The organism is Candidatus Nitrohelix vancouverensis (genome assembly GCA_015698305.1).
Lineage (GTDB): Bacteria > Nitrospinota > Nitrospinia > Nitrospinales > VA-1 > Nitrohelix > Nitrohelix vancouverensis.
Genome location: CP048620.1, coordinates 2,048,265 through 2,065,386, shown reverse-complemented (window position 1 = coordinate 2,065,386; position 17,122 = coordinate 2,048,265). Strand labels below are relative to the sequence as shown.

Here is a 17,122-nt window from a genome sequence, read left to right as displayed (position 1 = left end):
TCGCCGTAGCGCTTGGCGCGGTCTGGCTACAATTTCCTCAAACCGAGATCCGGCAAGAAAAACCTGTTATCAGCGTTCGGCTGATCAAGCAGGAACCCCTTTTGCCGAAAAAACAGGAAACTCAAAAAAAAATAAAAACATCTGACACAAAAGCGACCCTCGTCCAATCGGTCACTCAATCAAGAACCGTTTCAATGGCTGGCCTCGCTACCCCGCCACAAGCAGAACCACTGGAAGTAAAAACTGAAATCCCTGTCGCCAAACCTTCGGTTCAGATACAAACCGTTTCGAGAGCTTTCATTCCGACAACTCGGCCCGCAATGCCTAAAGCTGTTTCGAAGCCAACCGCGACTCCCCTGATTTCCCAATCTCCGGCGACTATCCGACGGGTTTCTTTGAATACAATCCGACACTCCGAAATCTCGAATCTCAAACCGATGTCAAAACCGCATTCTGTCGAGCCACAGAATTCCAGCCAAATGGTCCAGGCTTCGAGTTTGCAAATCTACAACAGGGTCAATCTTTCGCCCTCCTCAGGAAAGGCGATCCAGGTTCGAAACCCGGGACGCTCCAACGAATCCTTTGCGGTTCAACCGGCTCACATGTTGGAAAATGCTTTCAGCCGTCTCGCGACGCCGCGTGTGGCGCAGGCTGAATCTGAAGCCATTTCTGTCTCCTGGGCCAGAGAGGATGAACCGAATCCTCTGCCACCTTCTATAGAGGGAAGCGGCGTCAATCTGGGAGCGCTACGTAAACAATACGAAAGTGAAGTGGCCCAGAAAGTTCTTTCCTCACCCAGCAATTACCCCAGTATCGCCAGAAGACGCGGCTACGAAGGCGAGCCCATTGTCGCGTTTACCTTGGGAAAAAATGGTGATATTATTGACCTGTCTGTACACCGTTCTTCTCAAAATCGAGTATTGGATGATGCGGCTTTACAAACCATTGAGAAATTACGCCCCTTTCCTCCAATCCCCGAGCCTTTGCAATTGAGTTCAAGTCAGTTCATTTTTAAGATAACTTACCTATTGTCTGAATAAAACCTGTCGCTATGCGCACTTGGACCCAAACCCTGATATTCATAGCAACTCTATGGAATGCGTCTGCTCTTGCCGAGATCATTCAGATGGATTCCAATTTCGACGGAAAAATGGATCAGTGGCAATACAAAAGCGATTCAGGAGTGATTGAAAAAATTGAGTACGATAAAAATGGCGACGGGAATATCGATCAGACGGATCATTATCAAGGCAACCCAAGTCCAGTGAAGGTGGAAATCGACCGCAATGCCGACGGCGCCGTCGACCAGATACAATACTATTCCATTGAGGGACGGTTACAGAAGATTGAAAAGGATTACGAATTCAAGAAAACGATTGACTGGATTGAATATTTTGACGACCAGCAGAAGTTGACCCACATCGAAGCCGACCCGAACCATGACGGACAAGTCGACACCCGGCAATTCTTTAACGGTGAAGGGAAACTGATTCGCGCAGAATTTGATCTGGATCATAACGGAAGCATCGACCGCTGGGAAAATTACAAGGCGGATGAATCTCTTGAATCGGTCTCTTTTGACACCGACGGAAATTCAAAACCGGAGCAGTGGCAGTTTTTTTCTCAGAGCGGCGTTCTGGAAAAAGTCGGTTTCGACACCAACGGAGATGATAAAATCGACCGCTGGAAATTCTATGATTCCCAGGGCATTCTGATCCGTGTTGAAATGGATCGGAACTTCGACGGTTCCATTGATTTCATAAAAAGACAACCCAAGGAGGACAAGTGAATTTTTACAGGCTGAGCTTAACGCTATCGCTACTCGCTCTAACCGCGTGCGGACCGCAACCCAATCTGGTTGTGCCAGAGCCGTATCAGGAAGGACAAAAAATCTATCATAAAGTCTGCGGCAACTGTCACGGCGCAGACGCGCTGGGGAAAAATGTAAAGGCGCCCAAGCTGATCGACGAAGAATACCTCGCCGTTCATTTTTCAGACGACGACTTCAAAAATCAAATCATCGACGGTTCGGATAAAATGCCTTCAATGAAAGGCAAAGTTTCAGACGCCGATATTGACCAGATCATCAAATACCTCCGCTATTCGCAAAAGGCCGCAGGGCTGGAACCGGAAGACGAGGAAGAGGATCTTGAGGAAGAACCCGAGGGACAGACTCCTTGAGTCGAACCATGACGCTTCATCCATCGCCAGCCATAGAAAGCGCTATCCGCTCCATCGGTCCCCTTTCTGAAGGGGATTTGGCGCAGGCCCAGCGCCGTCTCGACTCCTTGACCAAACCGCCAGGGAGCCTGGGTAGACTGGAAGAACTGGCTAAACTTTATATAGCCATTCGCCAGCCCAATCCGACGCCCATCAGCCAGAAATCCATTTATATTTTCGCCGCCGATCACGGCGTCGTCCAGGAGGGAGTCAGCGCCTATCCCTCGGATGTCACACGGCAGATGGTGTTGAACTTTCTCAATCAAGGCGCGGCGATCAACGTGCTGGCTCGTCACATCGGGGCCGACGTCGTCGTCGTGGACGTCGGGGTGGATTATGATTTCGGTTCGGTTCCGGGTTTGATTGGGAAAAAAATCGCCAGGGGAACTCGTAATATGGCCAAAGAAACGGCCATGACCTCTCTGCAAGCCATCCAGTCCATTGAGATTGGAATCGAACTCGCCACCAGGGCCTGTAGCAACGGCAACCAGATTCTTGCCGCTGGCGAAATGGGAATCGGCAACACCACGGCGGCGACCGCCGTCATGTGCGCCGTTGGCAAAAAATCTCCGCGCGAGCTTGCGGGACGAGGCGCCGGGGTGGACGATGCAGGATTGCTTCGCAAAATCCAGGTTCTGGAAACCGCACTGCAGAAGCACGCCCCGTCATCCACCGATCCCATGAGAATCCTGGAAAGCGTCGGCGGTTTTGAAATCGGGGCGATGACGGGCTTTTACCTTGGCGCCGCCGCCCAGCGCACCCCTTGCATCGTCGATGGACTGATTTCTGCGGCAGGCGCCGTGATCGCCATCTTACTTGAACCGAAAGTCAAAGAGTACCTCATCGCTTCTCACCGCTCCCAGGAACCGGCACACGAAGTGTTTTTCCAACTTTCAGGACTGGAACCCTTGCTGGATCTCGGCATGCGATTGGGGGAAGGTTCTGGCGCCGCGCTGGCCATGAATCTTTTACACGCGTCGGTCAATGTTTACTTCGAAATGGCTACCTTTGAGGAAGCGCAGATTTCCGATAAAATGAACGCAAATGCAACCTGAGTTACCACGCCTTGACAGCGCCCTCCAATTTAGCTAGATTGCTTATTTTCTTTATAAATACCATCTTTCAATAGATTTTACGTTGCGGAGCCTAGCCCAATGTCAGAAAGCTTTATACAGTCCCTTTTCTCCGAAAGACTGGGAGGAAACCAGTTTGGAAAAGACACGAAAATTTACAAGTTTGAAAAAATCAAACGCGCAAAACGAGCCGCCATGGCGGCGAACCCGGACCGCGAATTATTCGACATGGGCGTGGGCGAACCCGACGAAATGGCTTTCCCCGGCGTCGTCCAGACGCTTCAGGATGAGGCGGCCAAGCCGGAAAACCGCGGTTACACCGACAACGGCATCGACGATTTCAAGAAAGCCGCCGTCCAGTACATGAAGGACGTGTGCGGCGTCAGCGGCCTCGACCCAGCGGTGCACGTCAACCACTGCATTGGCGCCAAACCCGGATTGGCGATGCTTCCCGCCGCGCTCATCAATCCCGGCGATATCACTTTGATGACGGTGCCCGGATACCCGGTCATGGGCACGCACACGCAATACCTCGGCGGTCAGGTGGTCAATCTTCCTTTGACAGAAGAGAACAATTTTCTTCCCGATCTGAAAAGCATCGGCCCCGACGTCATAATGAAAACCAAAATCCTCTATTTGAATTACCCCAATAACCCGACGGGGGCCAAGGCCACCCGCGAGTTTTACGAGGAAGTCGTGGCCTTCGCAAAAAAACACCAGATCGTCGTCGTTCAGGACGCGGCTTATGCGGCGCTCATTTATGACGGAAAACCGCTCAGCTTCCTGTCGGTTCCAGGCGCCATGGATGTCGGCGTGGAACTTCACTCCCTGTCCAAATCCTATAACATGACCGGCTGGCGTATTGGGTTCATCGTTGGCAATGAGTTGCTGGTGAAAGCCTTCGCTCATGTGAAAGACAATATCGATTCGGGACAGTTTGCCGCGATTCAGAAAGCCGGCGCCTACGCTCTGGCGCATCCGGAAATCACCGAGCAGATCGTCGCCAAATACAAAAGACGCCTGACCCTACTGGTCGACGCCTTGAACCAGGCGGGATTCAACGCCTCCATGCCGGGGGGTTCTTTCTTTTTGTATGTGCGCGCGCCCAAGGGGATTGAAGGCGGCCCTCAGTTTTCTAACGGAGAAGACTTTTCGCAATACCTGATCAAGGAAATGATGATCTCAACGGTTCCCTGGGACGACGTCGGACCTTTCGTTCGCTTTTCTGCAACCTTCAACGCAAAGGGCGAAGACGAGGAAAAACGCATCATGAAAGAAATTGGAGAGCGTCTCTCATCCGTAAAATTTATTTTCTAGATTTTCTTTATAGATAATCTTCAATCGGGAGGACTCGACGCTCATGATTCACACGGCTTTCATCGGCGTCGGGTCCAATCTCGACTCGCCCAAAGAAAACTGCGCTGAAGCCATACAGCGTATCAGTAAACTTTCCGACTGTTGTTTCCTCTCACAATCTTTTTTCTACCAGACCGCGCCCCTTGGCGATACGGATCAGGAATGGTTTGTCAATGCGGCGCTTCAAATCGAGACGGATTTGGACCCGGTTCAATTGCTCGAAGCTCTGATCGATGTGGAACAAGCGATGGGGAGAACTTTTAGGAGGAAATGGGGACCCAGAGAAATCGACCTGGACCTGTTATTTTTTGACGATCTCATTTTACAGAGTGAACTTTTACAAATCCCTCACCCCGAACTGCACAAACGGCGCTTTGTTCTGGAACCCTTGAATGATCTGGCGCCAGACTGGATTCACCCGGAACTCAGGCAATCCATTCAGGAATTGTTGAAAGCCCTCCCGCCGGGACAGGAAGCATTGCGGATGGATTGACTAATTGGCCGGACCGATCAATTCAAACTGATTCAATGCAGTTGCGACAAACTCATCAACTGGAAAACCGCATTCATCCTGCTCCAGTTCATGCAGACGGCTCTTGGTCGCCGGGTTCTTCGGCATGAAAACGGAACAGCAATCGGGTTGCGGTTCGATGCTCACGGAATAGGTTTCGATTTCCTTCGCCGCCTGAATGATCTCGCGCTTGTCCATCCCTATCAAGGGACGAAAGACAGGAAGCGAAACCGTTTTGGAAACCGCCGCCAGATTTTCCAGAGTCTGGGACGCCACCTGCCCCAGGGATTCGCCCGTCACCAGCGCGCCCGCCCCAATCTTTCCGGCTAGCGCCGCCGCGATGCGATACATCATACGACGATACAAGACCACGCGGTTTTTCGGTCGGCATAAATCGCGGATCGCCACCTGCGCTTCTTCGAAGGGAACAACGTAGAGGCGTCCTTCGCCCTGATAGCGATTGATGATCTGCGCCAGTCGTTTTACTTTCTCATAGCCGCCCGCGCCCAAAAAGGGTTGATTGTCAAAGAAGATGCTATGAACCCGACAACCGCGCCGCATCATCTTGAAAGCGGCGACGGGACTGTCGATGCCGCCGGAGAGCAAACACAATACGTTGCCGGAGGAACCCACGGGCAAGCCGCCGATTCCCGGTCGGCGCTGGTCAAAAATAAAGGTCGCTTCCTTGCCAATTTCAATTTCCAGAAGGTAGTCCGGGCGAACCAGGTCGACGGACAATCCCTTGCCGTCCAAAGCCAGCATGATCTGAGAGCCGATTTCCCGGTCGATTTCAGGGGTCGGCATGGGAAAGGATTTGTCCGATCGACGGGATCGCACGCAAAAACTCATGCCCGAAGATTCTTCGACGCGCGGGCGAATCATCATAATCGCCGCTTCCGCCATGGCGCGCAATTCCCGCTCGACGGGGACGCCGATACTGTAAGAAGCGATACCCGGAATGAATCGCAGGCGGTCCGCCAGACGTTCGGCCTCAGTGTCCACCGTCTCCACCAGTATGCGTCCGTGCGGAATGGTCAGTTTCCAGTATTCTTTCGGCCCCATGACCCGGCGGATATTATCCGCCAGTTTCTGTTCAAAAAATTTTCGATTCTTCCCTTTCAATCCGATTTCATCGTAACGGATCAAAAGCGTTCGTACCGGACTCATCAATGCCGCGCTCCTTTAGCAAATGCGGGAAACAGGGTCTGATACGCTTGCCCGAACGCGGCGACAAATTGATCGACATCTGATTCGCTATTTTCAATTCCCATGGATATTCTCAAACTGCAAAGCGCCTCCTGGCGCGTCTTCCCGATTCGGGTGAGTATTTTCGACGGCTCTTTCGAGCGCGCGCTACAGGCCGAACCCAGGCCCACATAAATTTCTTTACTCTCTAAATGATGAAGCAAGACTTCCCCTTCCACCGGAGGGAAACTGAAATTCAAAATCCCCGGCTCCTGTTCCTCCGCTTCTTCGCTTAGCGACGAATTGAATTGAAGCGCCAGGTCATTCGATTGCAAGGCTTGCAAAGCGTCCAGCAATCGTCGACGCAGACGCAGTAATTTTTCGCGACGGGCCGCAATCGATTGAACAGAAATTTGAAGCGCCTTCGCCAGTCCCAGGATCAAAGGCGTCGGCAGGGTTCCGGAGCGCACTCCCGTTTGCTGACCGCCGCCATGAATCAACGGAAATAAATCCAGACGCGAATCATAGATCAAGGCTCCGATGCCTTTGGGGCCGCCAAACTTATGGGCGGATAAAGAATAACCCGCAAGCCCTTCCCAGAATGATGAAGGGATCGACTGCTTGCCGACCGCCTGCGCCCCGTCGACGAACAAGCGGGTGCGCGGCGACTCCTTGTTCAATCTGGCCTTGAGCGCGCGCACCGGGTTGACCGCTCCCAATTCATGGTTCACCTGCGACACGCATAACAGACGCGCTCCGTGTTCTTTACAGGCGGAAACCACGTCAAGTTGCGCCCGTCCACCCGTCTGCATTTCGGTGAACTGATGAATCCTGGCGCCTGTCCCTTGCATGGCGGTAAGGCATTCGGTCACGCTGGGATGCTCCAGACCCAGACAAGCGCCCGTCTTGTCGGGAAACAAAATACCCTTGATGAACAGGTTATTCGACTCGCTACCGCCGCTGGTAAAAATGATTCGATGCGAATCGGGAACTTGCAGGGTTTCTGCAATCTGCCGCGTCGCCTCTTCAATGCAGGCGCGCGATTCCATACCAATGCGATAGACCGTCCCTGAATTTGCGAAATTTTCAGCAAACGCGCGGCTCACGGTTTCGATCACTTCGGGCCACATCGGAGTGGTTGCGGCGTGGTCTAGATAAATCATGACGGTTTCAGCTTAAATAAGGAGGAACGAGATCCTGAGGCGTTCCCAAATGATCCAGTATACGCGCGACCATGAAATCGACCAGATCGTCCACCGTCTTCGGAAGATTGTAGAAGCCCGGAGACGCCGGGAGAATCAGCGCTCCGGTTTGATCCAGCGTAAGCATGTTTTTCAAGTGTATAGCGCTGAACGGGGTCTCTCGCGGCACCAGAATGAGTTTTCTTTTTTCTTTAATCATGACATCCGCCACCCGTTCGATCAGGCTGTTGGAAACGCCATTGGCGATGCGCCCCAGCGTTCCCATGCTCGCGGGAACGATCACCATGCCGTCGGCGATGAACGATCCACTGGCGATGGAGGAGTTCATCTTGCTGTTCTTGTGCACGGTCACATGATCGCCGGAAAAATAGGAGGTTCCGATGTTCAACTCCAAACGCAATAATTCGAGACCGCGTTCGGAAACCACCACATGCAGTTCGGCGCGGCCTTTGAGATAATCAAACAATCGCTTGGCATAGGCGGCGCCGCTGGCGCCCGTGATGGCGATGATATAACGTTTCACAGTCCGTTCTCCGCCAATGAGGTTTGAATCGCAGTCATGATTTTCTCCGCCACGTCCTCGATGGATTGACTGCCGTCGATCCTCTTTATAACGGGATCGTCAAACGAATCGAACAAGGACTGCACCTTGATGAGATAGTCGCGCTTTTCAAACGAAGTACGATCTTCGTTTCGCGCTTCAATACGCTCAAAGCAGGCATCCAGAGGCGCCTGAAAGAAAAAAGCGATATCTGGCGCTGGGGCGAATGTGCGGTTCCGCTTCAATATCTCTTCCGAATCCAGCCCCAAGGCGCCCTGATAGGCCGCAGTGGAATAATAATAACGATCCATCAGAATGATTTCCTTATTGTCCAGGGCCGGGCGGATGTTTCGTTCGACATCCTCCATGCGATCCTTCTCAAACCATTCCAGTTCCTGTTCAGGGCTGACGCCGTCTCTTCCCTGCTCCAGAATTTTTCTAATTTTGGAACCCCACAGGCCGCGCGTCGGCTCATACAATCTGCGCGCAGGAAAACCTTGTTTTAATAAAGCCGCTTCCGCCATTTGGACTTGCGTTGATTTTCCTGTTCCATCAATACCCTCGAATACAAACAGGCGACCGCGTTCAATCTGCATAAATTCATCCAAATAAATTTCGGGAAGGACTCAGTGAGAAGTGTAGTCAAATTCTTCAGCGCTGACAACAGGCAACTATAATACAGAATGTTGAAACGCTTACAAGTCTACGCCGTGATCGGAGAGAACTTTCTTTGCGGCGATCTTGGCCACAGGATGCACGGAAAGATTTACCAGCAGGCGCCTCAAACAAGCTTCCGAATCGCCGCCGATAGACTGGAAGGTCCAGTCATCTTTCAATACGATGCCGGAAGTTGTGAACAACGCCTTCAACTCGTTCTCGTCCTCGACCACCCTGCGGGACAATCGAAGAATTTCATTAATAGCTGGTTCAATAGATTCGCTCATTGATTCACTCATAAGAAAGAAAAAGCCGCCCTCTTCCGAAGAAAAGGGCGGCTGAAATACTCAGGTTCAGATTTTGAAACGTTGAACCAGTTTCTGCAGGTCCGAAGCCATTTGAGCCAACTCATTGGCAGCGGTCTGCGTTTGGTTCACGCCCGACGTCGTATCATTTGCGGCCCGGGCCACGCCTTCAATGTTCTGACTGATTTCAGAACTGCCCTTCGCCGCTTCGCCGACGTTGCGACCCATCTCCGCTGTGGTTGCGGTTTGTTCCTCAACCGCGCTGGCGATGGTATTCGAGATGTCGTTGATCTGGTTAATGATCTGACTGATCTCGCCGATCGCCTTGACCGCATTCGAGGTGTCGCTCTGGATCGCCTGGATTTTCTGGCTGATTTCCTCCGTCGCCTTACCGGTTTCTTTCGCCAGTTCCTTGACTTCATTCGCGACCACCGCAAAACCCTTGCCCGCTTCGCCTGCCCGGGCGGCCTCAATGGTGGCGTTGAGAGCCAACAGGTTGGTTTGTTCCGCAATCGAGGTGATGACTTTAATGACCTCGCCAATCTCTGCGGAACTGTCGCCCAGTTTGCCCACGGTTTCCGTTGTGGTTTCTGCAACTTTCACCGCATTTCTAGCCACCGAAGCCGCCTCGCCCGCATTGCGCGCGATTTCCTTGATGCTGGCGTTCATTTCCTCGGTTCCCGTCGCGACCGTCTGAATATTTCGACTGATCTCTTCGGAGGCCGCAGAGACGACGCCCGCCTGGTTGGAGGTTTCGGTTGCGTTGCCCGCCATTTCCCGGCTGACGGAAGTCAGCTCTTCAGAAGAACTGGCCAGAGTCTGCGAGGTGTTGGCGATGTCCGAAATGCTGTTCTTCAAATCCGAGAAGAATTTGGACAAACCTTCTCCCATACGTCCGACAGGGTCCGAACCCTTCACCGTAACTTCATGGGTGAGGTCGCCCTTGGCGGCGGCGTCAACCACATCCAGAATACTGGAAACCTTCTGGTTGAGTTCTTCCGCCTGTTTCTGCTCGCGCTCCATCTGTTCGCGCTGGCGTTGGGATTCTTCTTCCGCCTGACGACGCTCCTGCTCGACTTGCTGAGCTTTCATTTCTTCCTGCTCGCGTGCCGTGCGTTTTTGCTCCGCCTCGGTATTTCGCTTCGCTTCAGCCTGATCCGCCATACTGCCCAGCGAAGCCTCGAAAATACCCTCCAGTCCGAAAGTTTTCTTCGTGGAACTTCCACTCAGAATATCTTCTGTATTCTGGATGAAGGCCTGCAAGCGTTCGATCAAACTGTTGCAGGAACGACTTAATACGCCCACTTCGTCCCCGGAATTGACAGGCAACGGCTCTTGATTCAAATCGCCGCGCGCGGTCAATTCAAGCGCATGAGAGATGCGCTGTACGGGTTGAATCACAACGCGTTTGAGGAAAAGACCAATGAAAATTAAAATGATAACGTTAATAATACTGGTGATGATGACCGAATTCTGAATTGAGAGCTGGGCCGCCTGAACATTTTTATTGAATATGTCCGCCAGTTCGCTACTCATTTTTCTCAGACTATTGGACTCAGATAGAATGATTCCTTGCGCTTTGCGATAAGGAAGCGAATTCACTTCTGAACTGGTCAGGGTTTCGACAGCCTCTGTATAACCGGCAAATTTCTTCTCGATCTCTGCTATCTTTGCAGTTACCAACGGGTCTTCAGATTTTGGAACCTCTCGGAATTGAGATCGATTCATATCCAGAGGGTACCTGCCGCCATTTTTGACCGCCGAAAGGGTTTCTTCAAACACCATCTTTCCGCTTTCATATTCATCCAATGAGGCTTCCAGTTCCGACTTGCCCATAACAATGTCATCTGAAAATACCATGCGAAATTTTCGTATTCCCAGGATATCGCCTACCTTGAATTCTTTCCCCTTCATCGCCGTGTGACAGGAGGCGCAGGCCTGAACCGTCGCTTTATCAGCTGTGTACACGGTCATATACAGCTTGTTATTTTCTTCAGAGGTTCGTGTGAACAAGTTCCCCTTACCCGCATTCAGGAAGTTGTTGGCCTCCTGATCCATTGCATTTTTCAGATTTTGCTCAGGATTCACCGGATCGTCGGAAATAATATCAATTGTGAAATCGCGTCCTTTACCAAACTCTTCATTGACCATGCGAGCGAATGTAGCGGGAAAAGGAACCGCCGGATGCGTTTCGCTTTTCGGATCCATACTGATTCCCAGTTCTACTTTTTTAGCCGTCCCCACAATCGTAGCCGTGTACACGCCGCGCATCTTGGTCACGTATTGATCGAGGGCTTCGATCTGCTGTTCGATAGTTCGAACACGTCCCTTGGCCATGGCATAACCCATTCCCGCTTTGGCCATGGACTGCGTTAACATGCGCTGTCTTCCCAACGCATCAGCCGTCAATAATTGTTCGCGACTGTCTTTCACCGCTGTGTCGATATAAATTCCTGAAGCCACAATAACGACGAACAGCACTCCAATAACAGCATAGACCTTCTGTTGAACCGACAAATTGCCCATGTCCCCTCTCCATTATTTAGCCTGAAATGACAGAATCCTCAAACTCCCCCTATTAATTTACACTTCCCTTCACTATCTGCTTAAAAAAAGTCACAATAATCTCGATGCTTATTTCATCTACTTTCCATATTCATTTACGATTGACTATAGTAAAAACTCAAATCAAAAGAATGTCAAGGCTTGAAATCTATTGTTTTATTAAAATTTAAACTTTATCGAACCTCCCGAAGTCGAAATAAAATCTAATTACAATGATGGCTTGAAATTAGCTCCCGCCTTAATCATAATTACATGATATTGTTCCGTTCTTATTAATCCTAATGCGACCTGAATCAGACTCATAAAAAATGAAAAAATTTTTTAAAACTTTAGGCTGGATATTCCTCGGCATCTTTTTGCAATTCAAGTTCAATGTCCTATACGGCATTGTTTTCCTTGAGAATTTAAACTTTCATGACAGGACCTATTTCATCGAAATGTCCATGCCGGAAGAAAAGGGAAACCTGCATGTGTTGCATATTAAAACCGTTGTTCACCACTCGCTAGGCCCGGATTATTTCGCCCATGTCTATCTGCCAGATCAGCTTAAAGTATTGAATAAGGAAACTTATAAAGGCGCCGAAAGCATCCCCGGCTATCAGGCCTATCAAATGTCCATGAAGCGGAAATACCGCGATGTTCTGAGCGCCGAAGATTTTATCATCGCCCCATTGGAATCCGGCAAAGACATCCCGCTTCAACCGATTTTTGTGAATTTCGAAAATTTGAAGCAACGACTCCACAGCGACGACACTTACAAAATTTCATTGTCCAATCAAACGGCAAAGCTCGAAGGCCCCAAAAAGGTCGAAGCGCTATATCCCCAACAATGGAGTATGTAGAACGTCCTGCGTTCTGACAGTTTCCCATGAGATACCGTCCTAAAGAGTTCAAGGATTATTATCAGCTTCTGAAGATAGAAGAAACTTCCAGCGAAGCTGAAATCAAAAAATCCTATCGCAAGTTGGCTCTGGAGTTCCACCCGGACCAAAACAAGGGCGATCCCTCCTGCGAAGAAAAATTCAAGGAGATCACCGAGGCCTATGGCGTTTTGAGCGATCCCGCAAAACGAAGCGAGTACGATCGTTTTCGAAGAGATTATCTGGCGGGTCGCGGGACGGGTGATTCCGGGTTCAATTATTCACAGGAAGAAATATTTGAGAATATGTTCAAGAACGGATTCAGTCGCGACATGTTTGAAGAACTGAACCGGGAATTTCAAAAACAGGGTTATCGCTCTGGTCAAAACTTCTTTGGCCCCATTCTCTTTGGCAACGCGCTGGGGGGACTTGGCAGGATACTGGGAATGATACCCGGACCGATTGGGAAAATCGGCCATGCCCTGCGCCTGGCGCAAATGATCGGGACTTCGATTCTGACTTATCAAAACATGCGGAAATCAAGAGCGCCTCAGGATGGGAACCCCTCAGAGGAAGCCCCTGCGGCAAAAGTATTCGACAAACTCAAAAAAAACTTTTTAAACAAGGATGCGGGATCGCTGAACATCAACTTCGCGATCGAGATCGCGCCGGATGAAGCGCTCAACGGCGCCCAGAAAAAAATATCTTTCAAAAATGACGGCGCGCTCGAATCGGTCCTCGTGAAAATTCCTCCGAAATTCACCCCCGGCGGCAAACTACGACTCCGCGGCAAGGGTAAATCGGAACAGGGCCAACGCGGCGATTTGATTTTAACGGTGAATGTCAGCCCCGCCTGATTTGTCAGTCATCTCAATTAATTAAATCTTTACGAGAGCGGTATCTATGGAAAACGAACGCCTGATTGATTTCTGGAGACATTTTTTTTCAGACCTGTTCCTGGGAACTTTCAAACGTCTCTTCATGTTTGGTTCCAGCGGACTGGGACTGGGAATCCTGGGCATCTGGTCTTTCCAGGCGTACACGGGCGACTCTATTGAATCAGGCTGGCAGGAATGGTCGCTATTGATTTTTGGCGGCGGCTGGTATCTGTTCTGGGGCTTGCTCCATGCGCTCATCGCCTGCGCGATTTACATCGTCGCGCGAAAAATTCTGGAAATGGCGGACGGCTTGCACGGCCTGCTCGATTTGCTGACCCGTCAGGTCATGGAAAAATTCAAACGAACCAGCAAGCTCATTCCCAGAAAACAACTGGAAGATTCATTCAACAATTTTGGCTACGAATTTCTCGAACGATTGCGTTTGAAAGGGGGCGTCACGCCCAGCCTCGCCCGACTGTTCTTTGCGCTCATCCTCAAAGCTCTGCGCTTCTTCGTGCTGGACGACGTTTTGGAAGAACTATCGCGCAAACCGGGCGACCAGCTCAGTTCCGCCGACATTGAACACGCGGTTCGTCGCGTCGGCTCCAACTTTGCGCTTTCCACGATCAGCGACCAGTTTGATTTACTGCAAATTCTCAACGCGGTTTTGTTTATTCTTTTTTTCTCTCTCCCCTTCGGCGTTTTTTGGTTATTCTAAACTCAAGTCAACGGAAACCGTTTTTTTGAGGATACCGCCATGAATTTGATTCAACGCTTTTCCCTGCTGACCCTCCTGCTTTTAACGGCGGCGGGATGCAAGATGAACTTAACCGGAAACGTCTTTCTCAGCGATCTGTATAAGGTTCCCAATCAGGCGGGCAAGGAATTGCTGACTTCCGGCGTCTTGCGCCTGGAAATGGCTTCGGCGACTGCCTGCGAGCAGGAACGCTCCAATCTGGCGTCCACAATGAATCACTATTTCATCAATTTCAAACCGATGTCCTGTGAATCGCTGGGCATGGAAAATTTCCTGATCGCGTCTATCGACCTGCCCTTGACTGGAGATCGCGACCAGTGGACAAAAAACAGCTGGAGCGTCTTCGCATTGCAGGCGCAGCGCTCGCAGAAAATTGGCGGGATTGAAGTGAGTTTATTGCTCAATCAGGGGCAATTCAAAAAACTGAGCAAAACGGTGGCGCAGAAATATTTCGATCAAATGGATTTAAACGCTTCGCAGTTGAGCGTGAAAATACACAACGATCAGAGTGTTCGGAATTTACTGCTGGTGTCGGGAGTGTTTGTGAATGGGGAACCCATCGTGGAAGAAGACGCGATCAACATTTCTCCGAGAGAGCAAATGGAAATCGATCTGTCGGACGTTCAGCGCGACCACCTGTCCAGCTATGGATGGACGCCCGTCTTCAGCCTGATAACAGGCATCTGAATCGGGCCGTCCATTTCAAATACGGGCCAAGTCCTGATGGCTCAGCTACCTGATGAATCAGGTTCCTGATGAGATCAGGCTCCTGAAATCGCCGCCAGTCGTTCACGAATCGTGTCGCGCTGATGATGGCCCAGATAGAGCAAGCCGTCGGATAAGGAGTAGTTGTCCGGAAAAGTCATGACCTCGCGATTCAACTTTTCAGACAGTTCATTATACAAGCGATCCGCTTCGCGCGCCGTCATCCCCTTCGTGCCCTCGTAGGAATAGCCCAGACTGAGATCATGCTCCGGCGGCGTGTACAAGTTGCTCAAGCCCCATTCCGCAGGATTCTTCTCGATCGGCGTGCCCTTCTCCAGATCGAATTGCGAGATGATGCATGAAAAACCCGGTGAATCCAGAAGCCGATGGTTGTTCAATACAAAATTGACCGAATCGTAAGCTTCTTCGCGCGTTTCCGTCGGGAACCCGCAAATCAGGTAAAAATGCATGGCGATGCCGAGCCGCAGACATTCTTCCACCGTCTGATCGACCACTTCCAATTGCACTCCTTTTTTCATCGAGTCGAGAACGCGCTGATTGTAAGACTCCAGACCAAAAATCAATTTGCGGCAACCGGAGCGGTACAACAGCTCCAGACGGTTGTCGGTCAAGAGACTTTTTTCAAATTTCAATTCCCCGGTCCATTGCACGCTCACTTCGCGCTCCACCAGTTTGGCGGCGAAGGTTCTCAGAAAGTTGATCGGCAAGGCCTCGTCGGTGAAGAAGAAATAATCGGCGTTGTACTTCGCTTGCAGTTTCTCCACATCGTTGACGACGTTCTCTGCGTATCGCACATGGAAGTCCATATGGTCGAAGGGAATCGAGCAGAAAGCGCAACGCTCCCAGTAACAGCCGCGAGAGCCCATGACCGGCAAAACGCGCACCGGCGAGAGATACAGATCAAAGGGCATGCCGTCGAAATCCGGCGTCGGCAGGGCGTTGAGATTTTCTTTGGCGAAAGGTCGGTTCACCTTCACCACGCCATTGTCCTTGTAAACCAGGTTGGGAACTTCAGAAAGCCCCTTCCCCGCCCGCACATCTTCCACCAGACGCAGTAAAGGCGTTTCGCCTTCATGCACAATGAAGCTGTCCACAAATTCGAATAGCGGCGAGCCGTCTTTTTCCATGCGATCCACCAGCTTGGTAAAAACGCTTCCGCCCACCGTGATATGAATGTCCTTGCGGTGTTCCTTCATCAAATATGCCAGCGTCAGTCCAGAGACGATCTGCTCAACAGATGTGATGGAAATTCCAAGAATATCAATATCCTCTTCCAGCAGGGAAGGCAGGTACCATTTCTCATAAAGATCGTAGAAAAAATTCTCAGCCGGATTCTTGATACATTCCAGGATTTCCGCCGACGAATAAGGAGAGTAGCGCATCTGACTGCCGATCACCGTCAGCGATGACGGGAAATAAGGCGCGAGAATATTATCCAGCCAGACGTCGATGATCTTAAGGCTCTCCATATAACGCTCAAGATCATAAAAATCTTCGTTGCGCAAGGAGCCGACAGCGCTATCGATCTGATCTTTCAGCGCGGGGATGATTTCCTCCGCCTCGACCAGTTTGGCGTATTTTTCTTCTTCCAGCTGGGTGCGTCGCGGCTTGGCCGCGAGTTCGTTCAGCTCTTTGATGATGCGTTCGTACAGCGGCTTGGTTTTTTCCCAAGTACAGAGATCGCTCAATAATTCGATCGCCAGATCTCTTTGCTTCACATCGTGAATATTATTCTGATGCAGAAACGCCTTCAAACTGGGCAGGCTGAGATAAGGCTGGGACGGATGCCATGATGATGGAAAGACAAGATAGATCATTGAACGTAATCCTTAAGTCGCAGGGCCATCAGGGTTTAGGAGCCATGAAGACAAGCATGACGGCGTTTGCATCGCTATGATTGACCACGCCGTGATCCTCACCGGAAGGCGCCATAGTGATCTGCCCGGCGCCCAGTTCCTGAACTTCGGAACCGACGGTGATATTTGCTTTGCCTTCCAGTACGTAATAAATTTTATCCGAACCTTCGTGCGTGTGAACTTTTTGCGTTTGCCCCGGTTGCAGGCAGTACAAATCGCAGAAAAAATGATCCGTATCAAACAGGCTGACTTTTTTTAATTTCTCAGCGCTGAAAGCGGCGGAATCTTTAACGTTTAAAACTTTCATAGGTCATTGTTCTATTAAAAAGAGTGCGGGTCAAATTTAAATTGCATATTCATTCCTTTCCCGTTTCCGGTCAGGGAACTGTTCCTTAATTCAGACAACGAGTGAATTTTATCACATAATTTA

The 17,122-nt window shown here is 50.6% G+C and carries 18 protein-coding genes; 10 read left to right on the top strand and 8 right to left on the bottom strand.

The window, feature by feature from the left end; genetic code table 11:
• The first annotated feature begins 101 nt into the window (after positions 1–101).
• The 6 genes from G3M78_09515 to folK all read left to right on the top strand — a co-directional run bounded on the left by G3M78_09515 (position 102) and on the right by folK (position 5,142).
• Positions 102–1,040 (top strand): energy transducer TonB, encoded by a 939-nt coding sequence (locus tag G3M78_09515; GenBank protein ID QPJ65618.1) that lies wholly within the window; start codon positions 102–104, stop codon positions 1,038–1,040.
• An 11-nt stretch (positions 1,041–1,051) separates the two neighbouring features.
• Entirely contained in the window at positions 1,052–1,789 is a 738-nt protein-coding gene (locus G3M78_09510; GenBank protein QPJ65617.1) for a hypothetical protein, read from the top strand.
• Complete coding sequence (locus G3M78_09505) at positions 1,786–2,181, top strand: cytochrome c (protein QPJ65616.1); 396 nt, start codon at positions 1,786–1,788, stop codon at positions 2,179–2,181. Before G3M78_09510 ends, G3M78_09505 begins: the two co-directional genes overlap by 4 nt.
• A gap of 8 nt (positions 2,182–2,189) precedes the next feature.
• On the top strand, positions 2,190–3,275 hold the full coding sequence (cobT, locus tag G3M78_09500) for a nicotinate-nucleotide--dimethylbenzimidazole phosphoribosyltransferase (GenBank protein ID QPJ65615.1): 1,086 nt from the start codon (positions 2,190–2,192) through the stop codon (positions 3,273–3,275).
• Between the two features lie 99 nt (positions 3,276–3,374).
• Complete coding sequence (locus G3M78_09495; protein QPJ65614.1) at positions 3,375–4,610, top strand: LL-diaminopimelate aminotransferase; 1,236 nt, start codon at positions 3,375–3,377, stop codon at positions 4,608–4,610.
• A 43-nt stretch (positions 4,611–4,653) separates the two neighbouring features.
• Positions 4,654–5,142 (top strand): 2-amino-4-hydroxy-6-hydroxymethyldihydropteridine diphosphokinase, encoded by a 489-nt coding sequence (gene folK / locus G3M78_09490; protein QPJ65613.1) that lies wholly within the window; start codon positions 4,654–4,656, stop codon positions 5,140–5,142.
• Here folK and thiI read toward each other — a convergent pair whose 3' ends face one another.
• The 6 genes from thiI to G3M78_09460 form a co-directional block, all read right to left on the bottom strand.
• The gene (thiI, locus tag G3M78_09485) at positions 5,143–6,327 is read right to left on the bottom strand and encodes a tRNA 4-thiouridine(8) synthase ThiI (protein QPJ65612.1); all 1,185 of its coding nucleotides are present in this window, start codon (positions 6,325–6,327) and stop codon (positions 5,143–5,145) included. It lies immediately after the preceding gene.
• Positions 6,327–7,508, bottom strand: coding sequence for an aminotransferase class V-fold PLP-dependent enzyme (locus G3M78_09480; protein ID QPJ65611.1), 1,182 nt, complete (start codon positions 7,506–7,508; stop codon positions 6,327–6,329). Before G3M78_09480 ends, thiI begins: the two co-directional genes overlap by 1 nt.
• Positions 7,509–7,515: 7 nt before the next feature.
• A complete protein-coding gene (locus G3M78_09475; protein ID QPJ65610.1) occupies positions 7,516–8,070 on the bottom strand; it encodes a UbiX family flavin prenyltransferase in 555 nt (184 codons plus the stop codon).
• Positions 8,067–8,684 (bottom strand): dTMP kinase, encoded by a 618-nt coding sequence (gene tmk, locus G3M78_09470; GenBank protein QPJ65609.1) that lies wholly within the window; start codon positions 8,682–8,684, stop codon positions 8,067–8,069. The genes G3M78_09475 and tmk overlap by 4 nt, the downstream gene beginning before the upstream one ends.
• Positions 8,685–8,783: 99 nt before the next feature.
• The gene (locus G3M78_09465) at positions 8,784–9,032 is read right to left on the bottom strand and encodes a hypothetical protein (GenBank protein QPJ65608.1); all 249 of its coding nucleotides are present in this window, start codon (positions 9,030–9,032) and stop codon (positions 8,784–8,786) included.
• Positions 9,033–9,098: 66 nt separating this feature from the next.
• Entirely contained in the window at positions 9,099–11,576 is a 2,478-nt protein-coding gene (locus tag G3M78_09460; protein QPJ65607.1) for a HAMP domain-containing protein, read from the bottom strand.
• A 347-nt stretch (positions 11,577–11,923) separates the two neighbouring features.
• Here G3M78_09460 and G3M78_09455 point away from each other — a divergent pair, with 347 nt between their 5' ends.
• The 4 genes from G3M78_09455 to G3M78_09440 are packed head-to-tail and all read left to right on the top strand — an operon-like array spanning position 11,924 to position 14,797.
• Positions 11,924–12,457: a hypothetical protein gene (locus tag G3M78_09455; protein ID QPJ65606.1), complete on the top strand. Its 534-nt coding sequence runs from the start codon at positions 11,924–11,926 to the stop codon at positions 12,455–12,457.
• A 26-nt stretch (positions 12,458–12,483) separates the two neighbouring features.
• Positions 12,484–13,332 carry a DnaJ domain-containing protein gene (locus G3M78_09450; GenBank protein ID QPJ65605.1) on the top strand — a complete coding sequence of 283 codons (849 nt, stop codon included), beginning with the start codon at positions 12,484–12,486 and terminating at the stop codon, positions 13,330–13,332.
• Positions 13,333–13,378: 46 nt separating this feature from the next.
• The gene (locus G3M78_09445) at positions 13,379–14,071 is read left to right on the top strand and encodes a hypothetical protein (GenBank protein ID QPJ65604.1); all 693 of its coding nucleotides are present in this window, start codon (positions 13,379–13,381) and stop codon (positions 14,069–14,071) included.
• A 39-nt stretch (positions 14,072–14,110) separates the two neighbouring features.
• Complete coding sequence (locus G3M78_09440) at positions 14,111–14,797, top strand: hypothetical protein (GenBank protein QPJ65603.1); 687 nt, start codon at positions 14,111–14,113, stop codon at positions 14,795–14,797.
• 74 nt (positions 14,798–14,871) lie between these two features.
• Here the strand turns inward: G3M78_09440 and G3M78_09435 are convergent, their stop codons facing one another.
• Both G3M78_09435 and G3M78_09430 read right to left on the bottom strand, forming a co-directional pair.
• A complete protein-coding gene (locus tag G3M78_09435) occupies positions 14,872–16,653 on the bottom strand; it encodes a radical SAM protein (protein QPJ65602.1) in 1,782 nt (593 codons plus the stop codon).
• Between the two features lie 28 nt (positions 16,654–16,681).
• Positions 16,682–16,999 carry a cupin domain-containing protein gene (locus G3M78_09430; protein QPJ65601.1) on the bottom strand — a complete coding sequence of 106 codons (318 nt, stop codon included), beginning with the start codon at positions 16,997–16,999 and terminating at the stop codon, positions 16,682–16,684.
• Positions 17,000–17,122: the final 123 nt, after the last annotated feature.

Bases quoted from the DNA above. Each gene is read 5' to 3' on its own strand.
- G3M78_09510 (QPJ65617.1), top strand. From the start codon at position 1,052: ATGCGCACTTGGACCCAAACCCTGATATTCATAGCAACTCTATGGAAT.
- cobT (QPJ65615.1), top strand. From the start codon at position 2,190: ATGACGCTTCATCCATCGCCAGCCATAGAAAGCGCTATCCGCTCCATC.
- G3M78_09495 (QPJ65614.1), top strand. From the start codon at position 3,375: ATGTCAGAAAGCTTTATACAGTCCCTTTTCTCCGAAAGACTGGGAGGA.
- folK (QPJ65613.1), top strand. From the start codon at position 4,654: ATGATTCACACGGCTTTCATCGGCGTCGGGTCCAATCTCGACTCGCCC.
- thiI (QPJ65612.1), bottom strand. From the start codon at position 6,327: ATGAGTCCGGTACGAACGCTTTTGATCCGTTACGATGAAATCGGATTG.
- G3M78_09480 (QPJ65611.1), bottom strand. From the start codon at position 7,508: ATGATTTATCTAGACCACGCCGCAACCACTCCGATGTGGCCCGAAGTG.
- tmk (QPJ65609.1), bottom strand. From the start codon at position 8,684: ATGCAGATTGAACGCGGTCGCCTGTTTGTATTCGAGGGTATTGATGGA.
- G3M78_09465 (QPJ65608.1), bottom strand. From the start codon at position 9,032: ATGAGCGAATCTATTGAACCAGCTATTAATGAAATTCTTCGATTGTCC.
- G3M78_09460 (QPJ65607.1), bottom strand. From the start codon at position 11,576: ATGGGCAATTTGTCGGTTCAACAGAAGGTCTATGCTGTTATTGGAGTG.
- G3M78_09455 (QPJ65606.1), top strand. From the start codon at position 11,924: ATGAAAAAATTTTTTAAAACTTTAGGCTGGATATTCCTCGGCATCTTT.
- G3M78_09450 (QPJ65605.1), top strand. From the start codon at position 12,484: ATGAGATACCGTCCTAAAGAGTTCAAGGATTATTATCAGCTTCTGAAG.
- G3M78_09445 (QPJ65604.1), top strand. From the start codon at position 13,379: ATGGAAAACGAACGCCTGATTGATTTCTGGAGACATTTTTTTTCAGAC.
- G3M78_09440 (QPJ65603.1), top strand. From the start codon at position 14,111: ATGAATTTGATTCAACGCTTTTCCCTGCTGACCCTCCTGCTTTTAACG.
- G3M78_09435 (QPJ65602.1), bottom strand. From the start codon at position 16,653: ATGATCTATCTTGTCTTTCCATCATCATGGCATCCGTCCCAGCCTTAT.
- G3M78_09430 (QPJ65601.1), bottom strand. From the start codon at position 16,999: ATGAAAGTTTTAAACGTTAAAGATTCCGCCGCTTTCAGCGCTGAGAAA.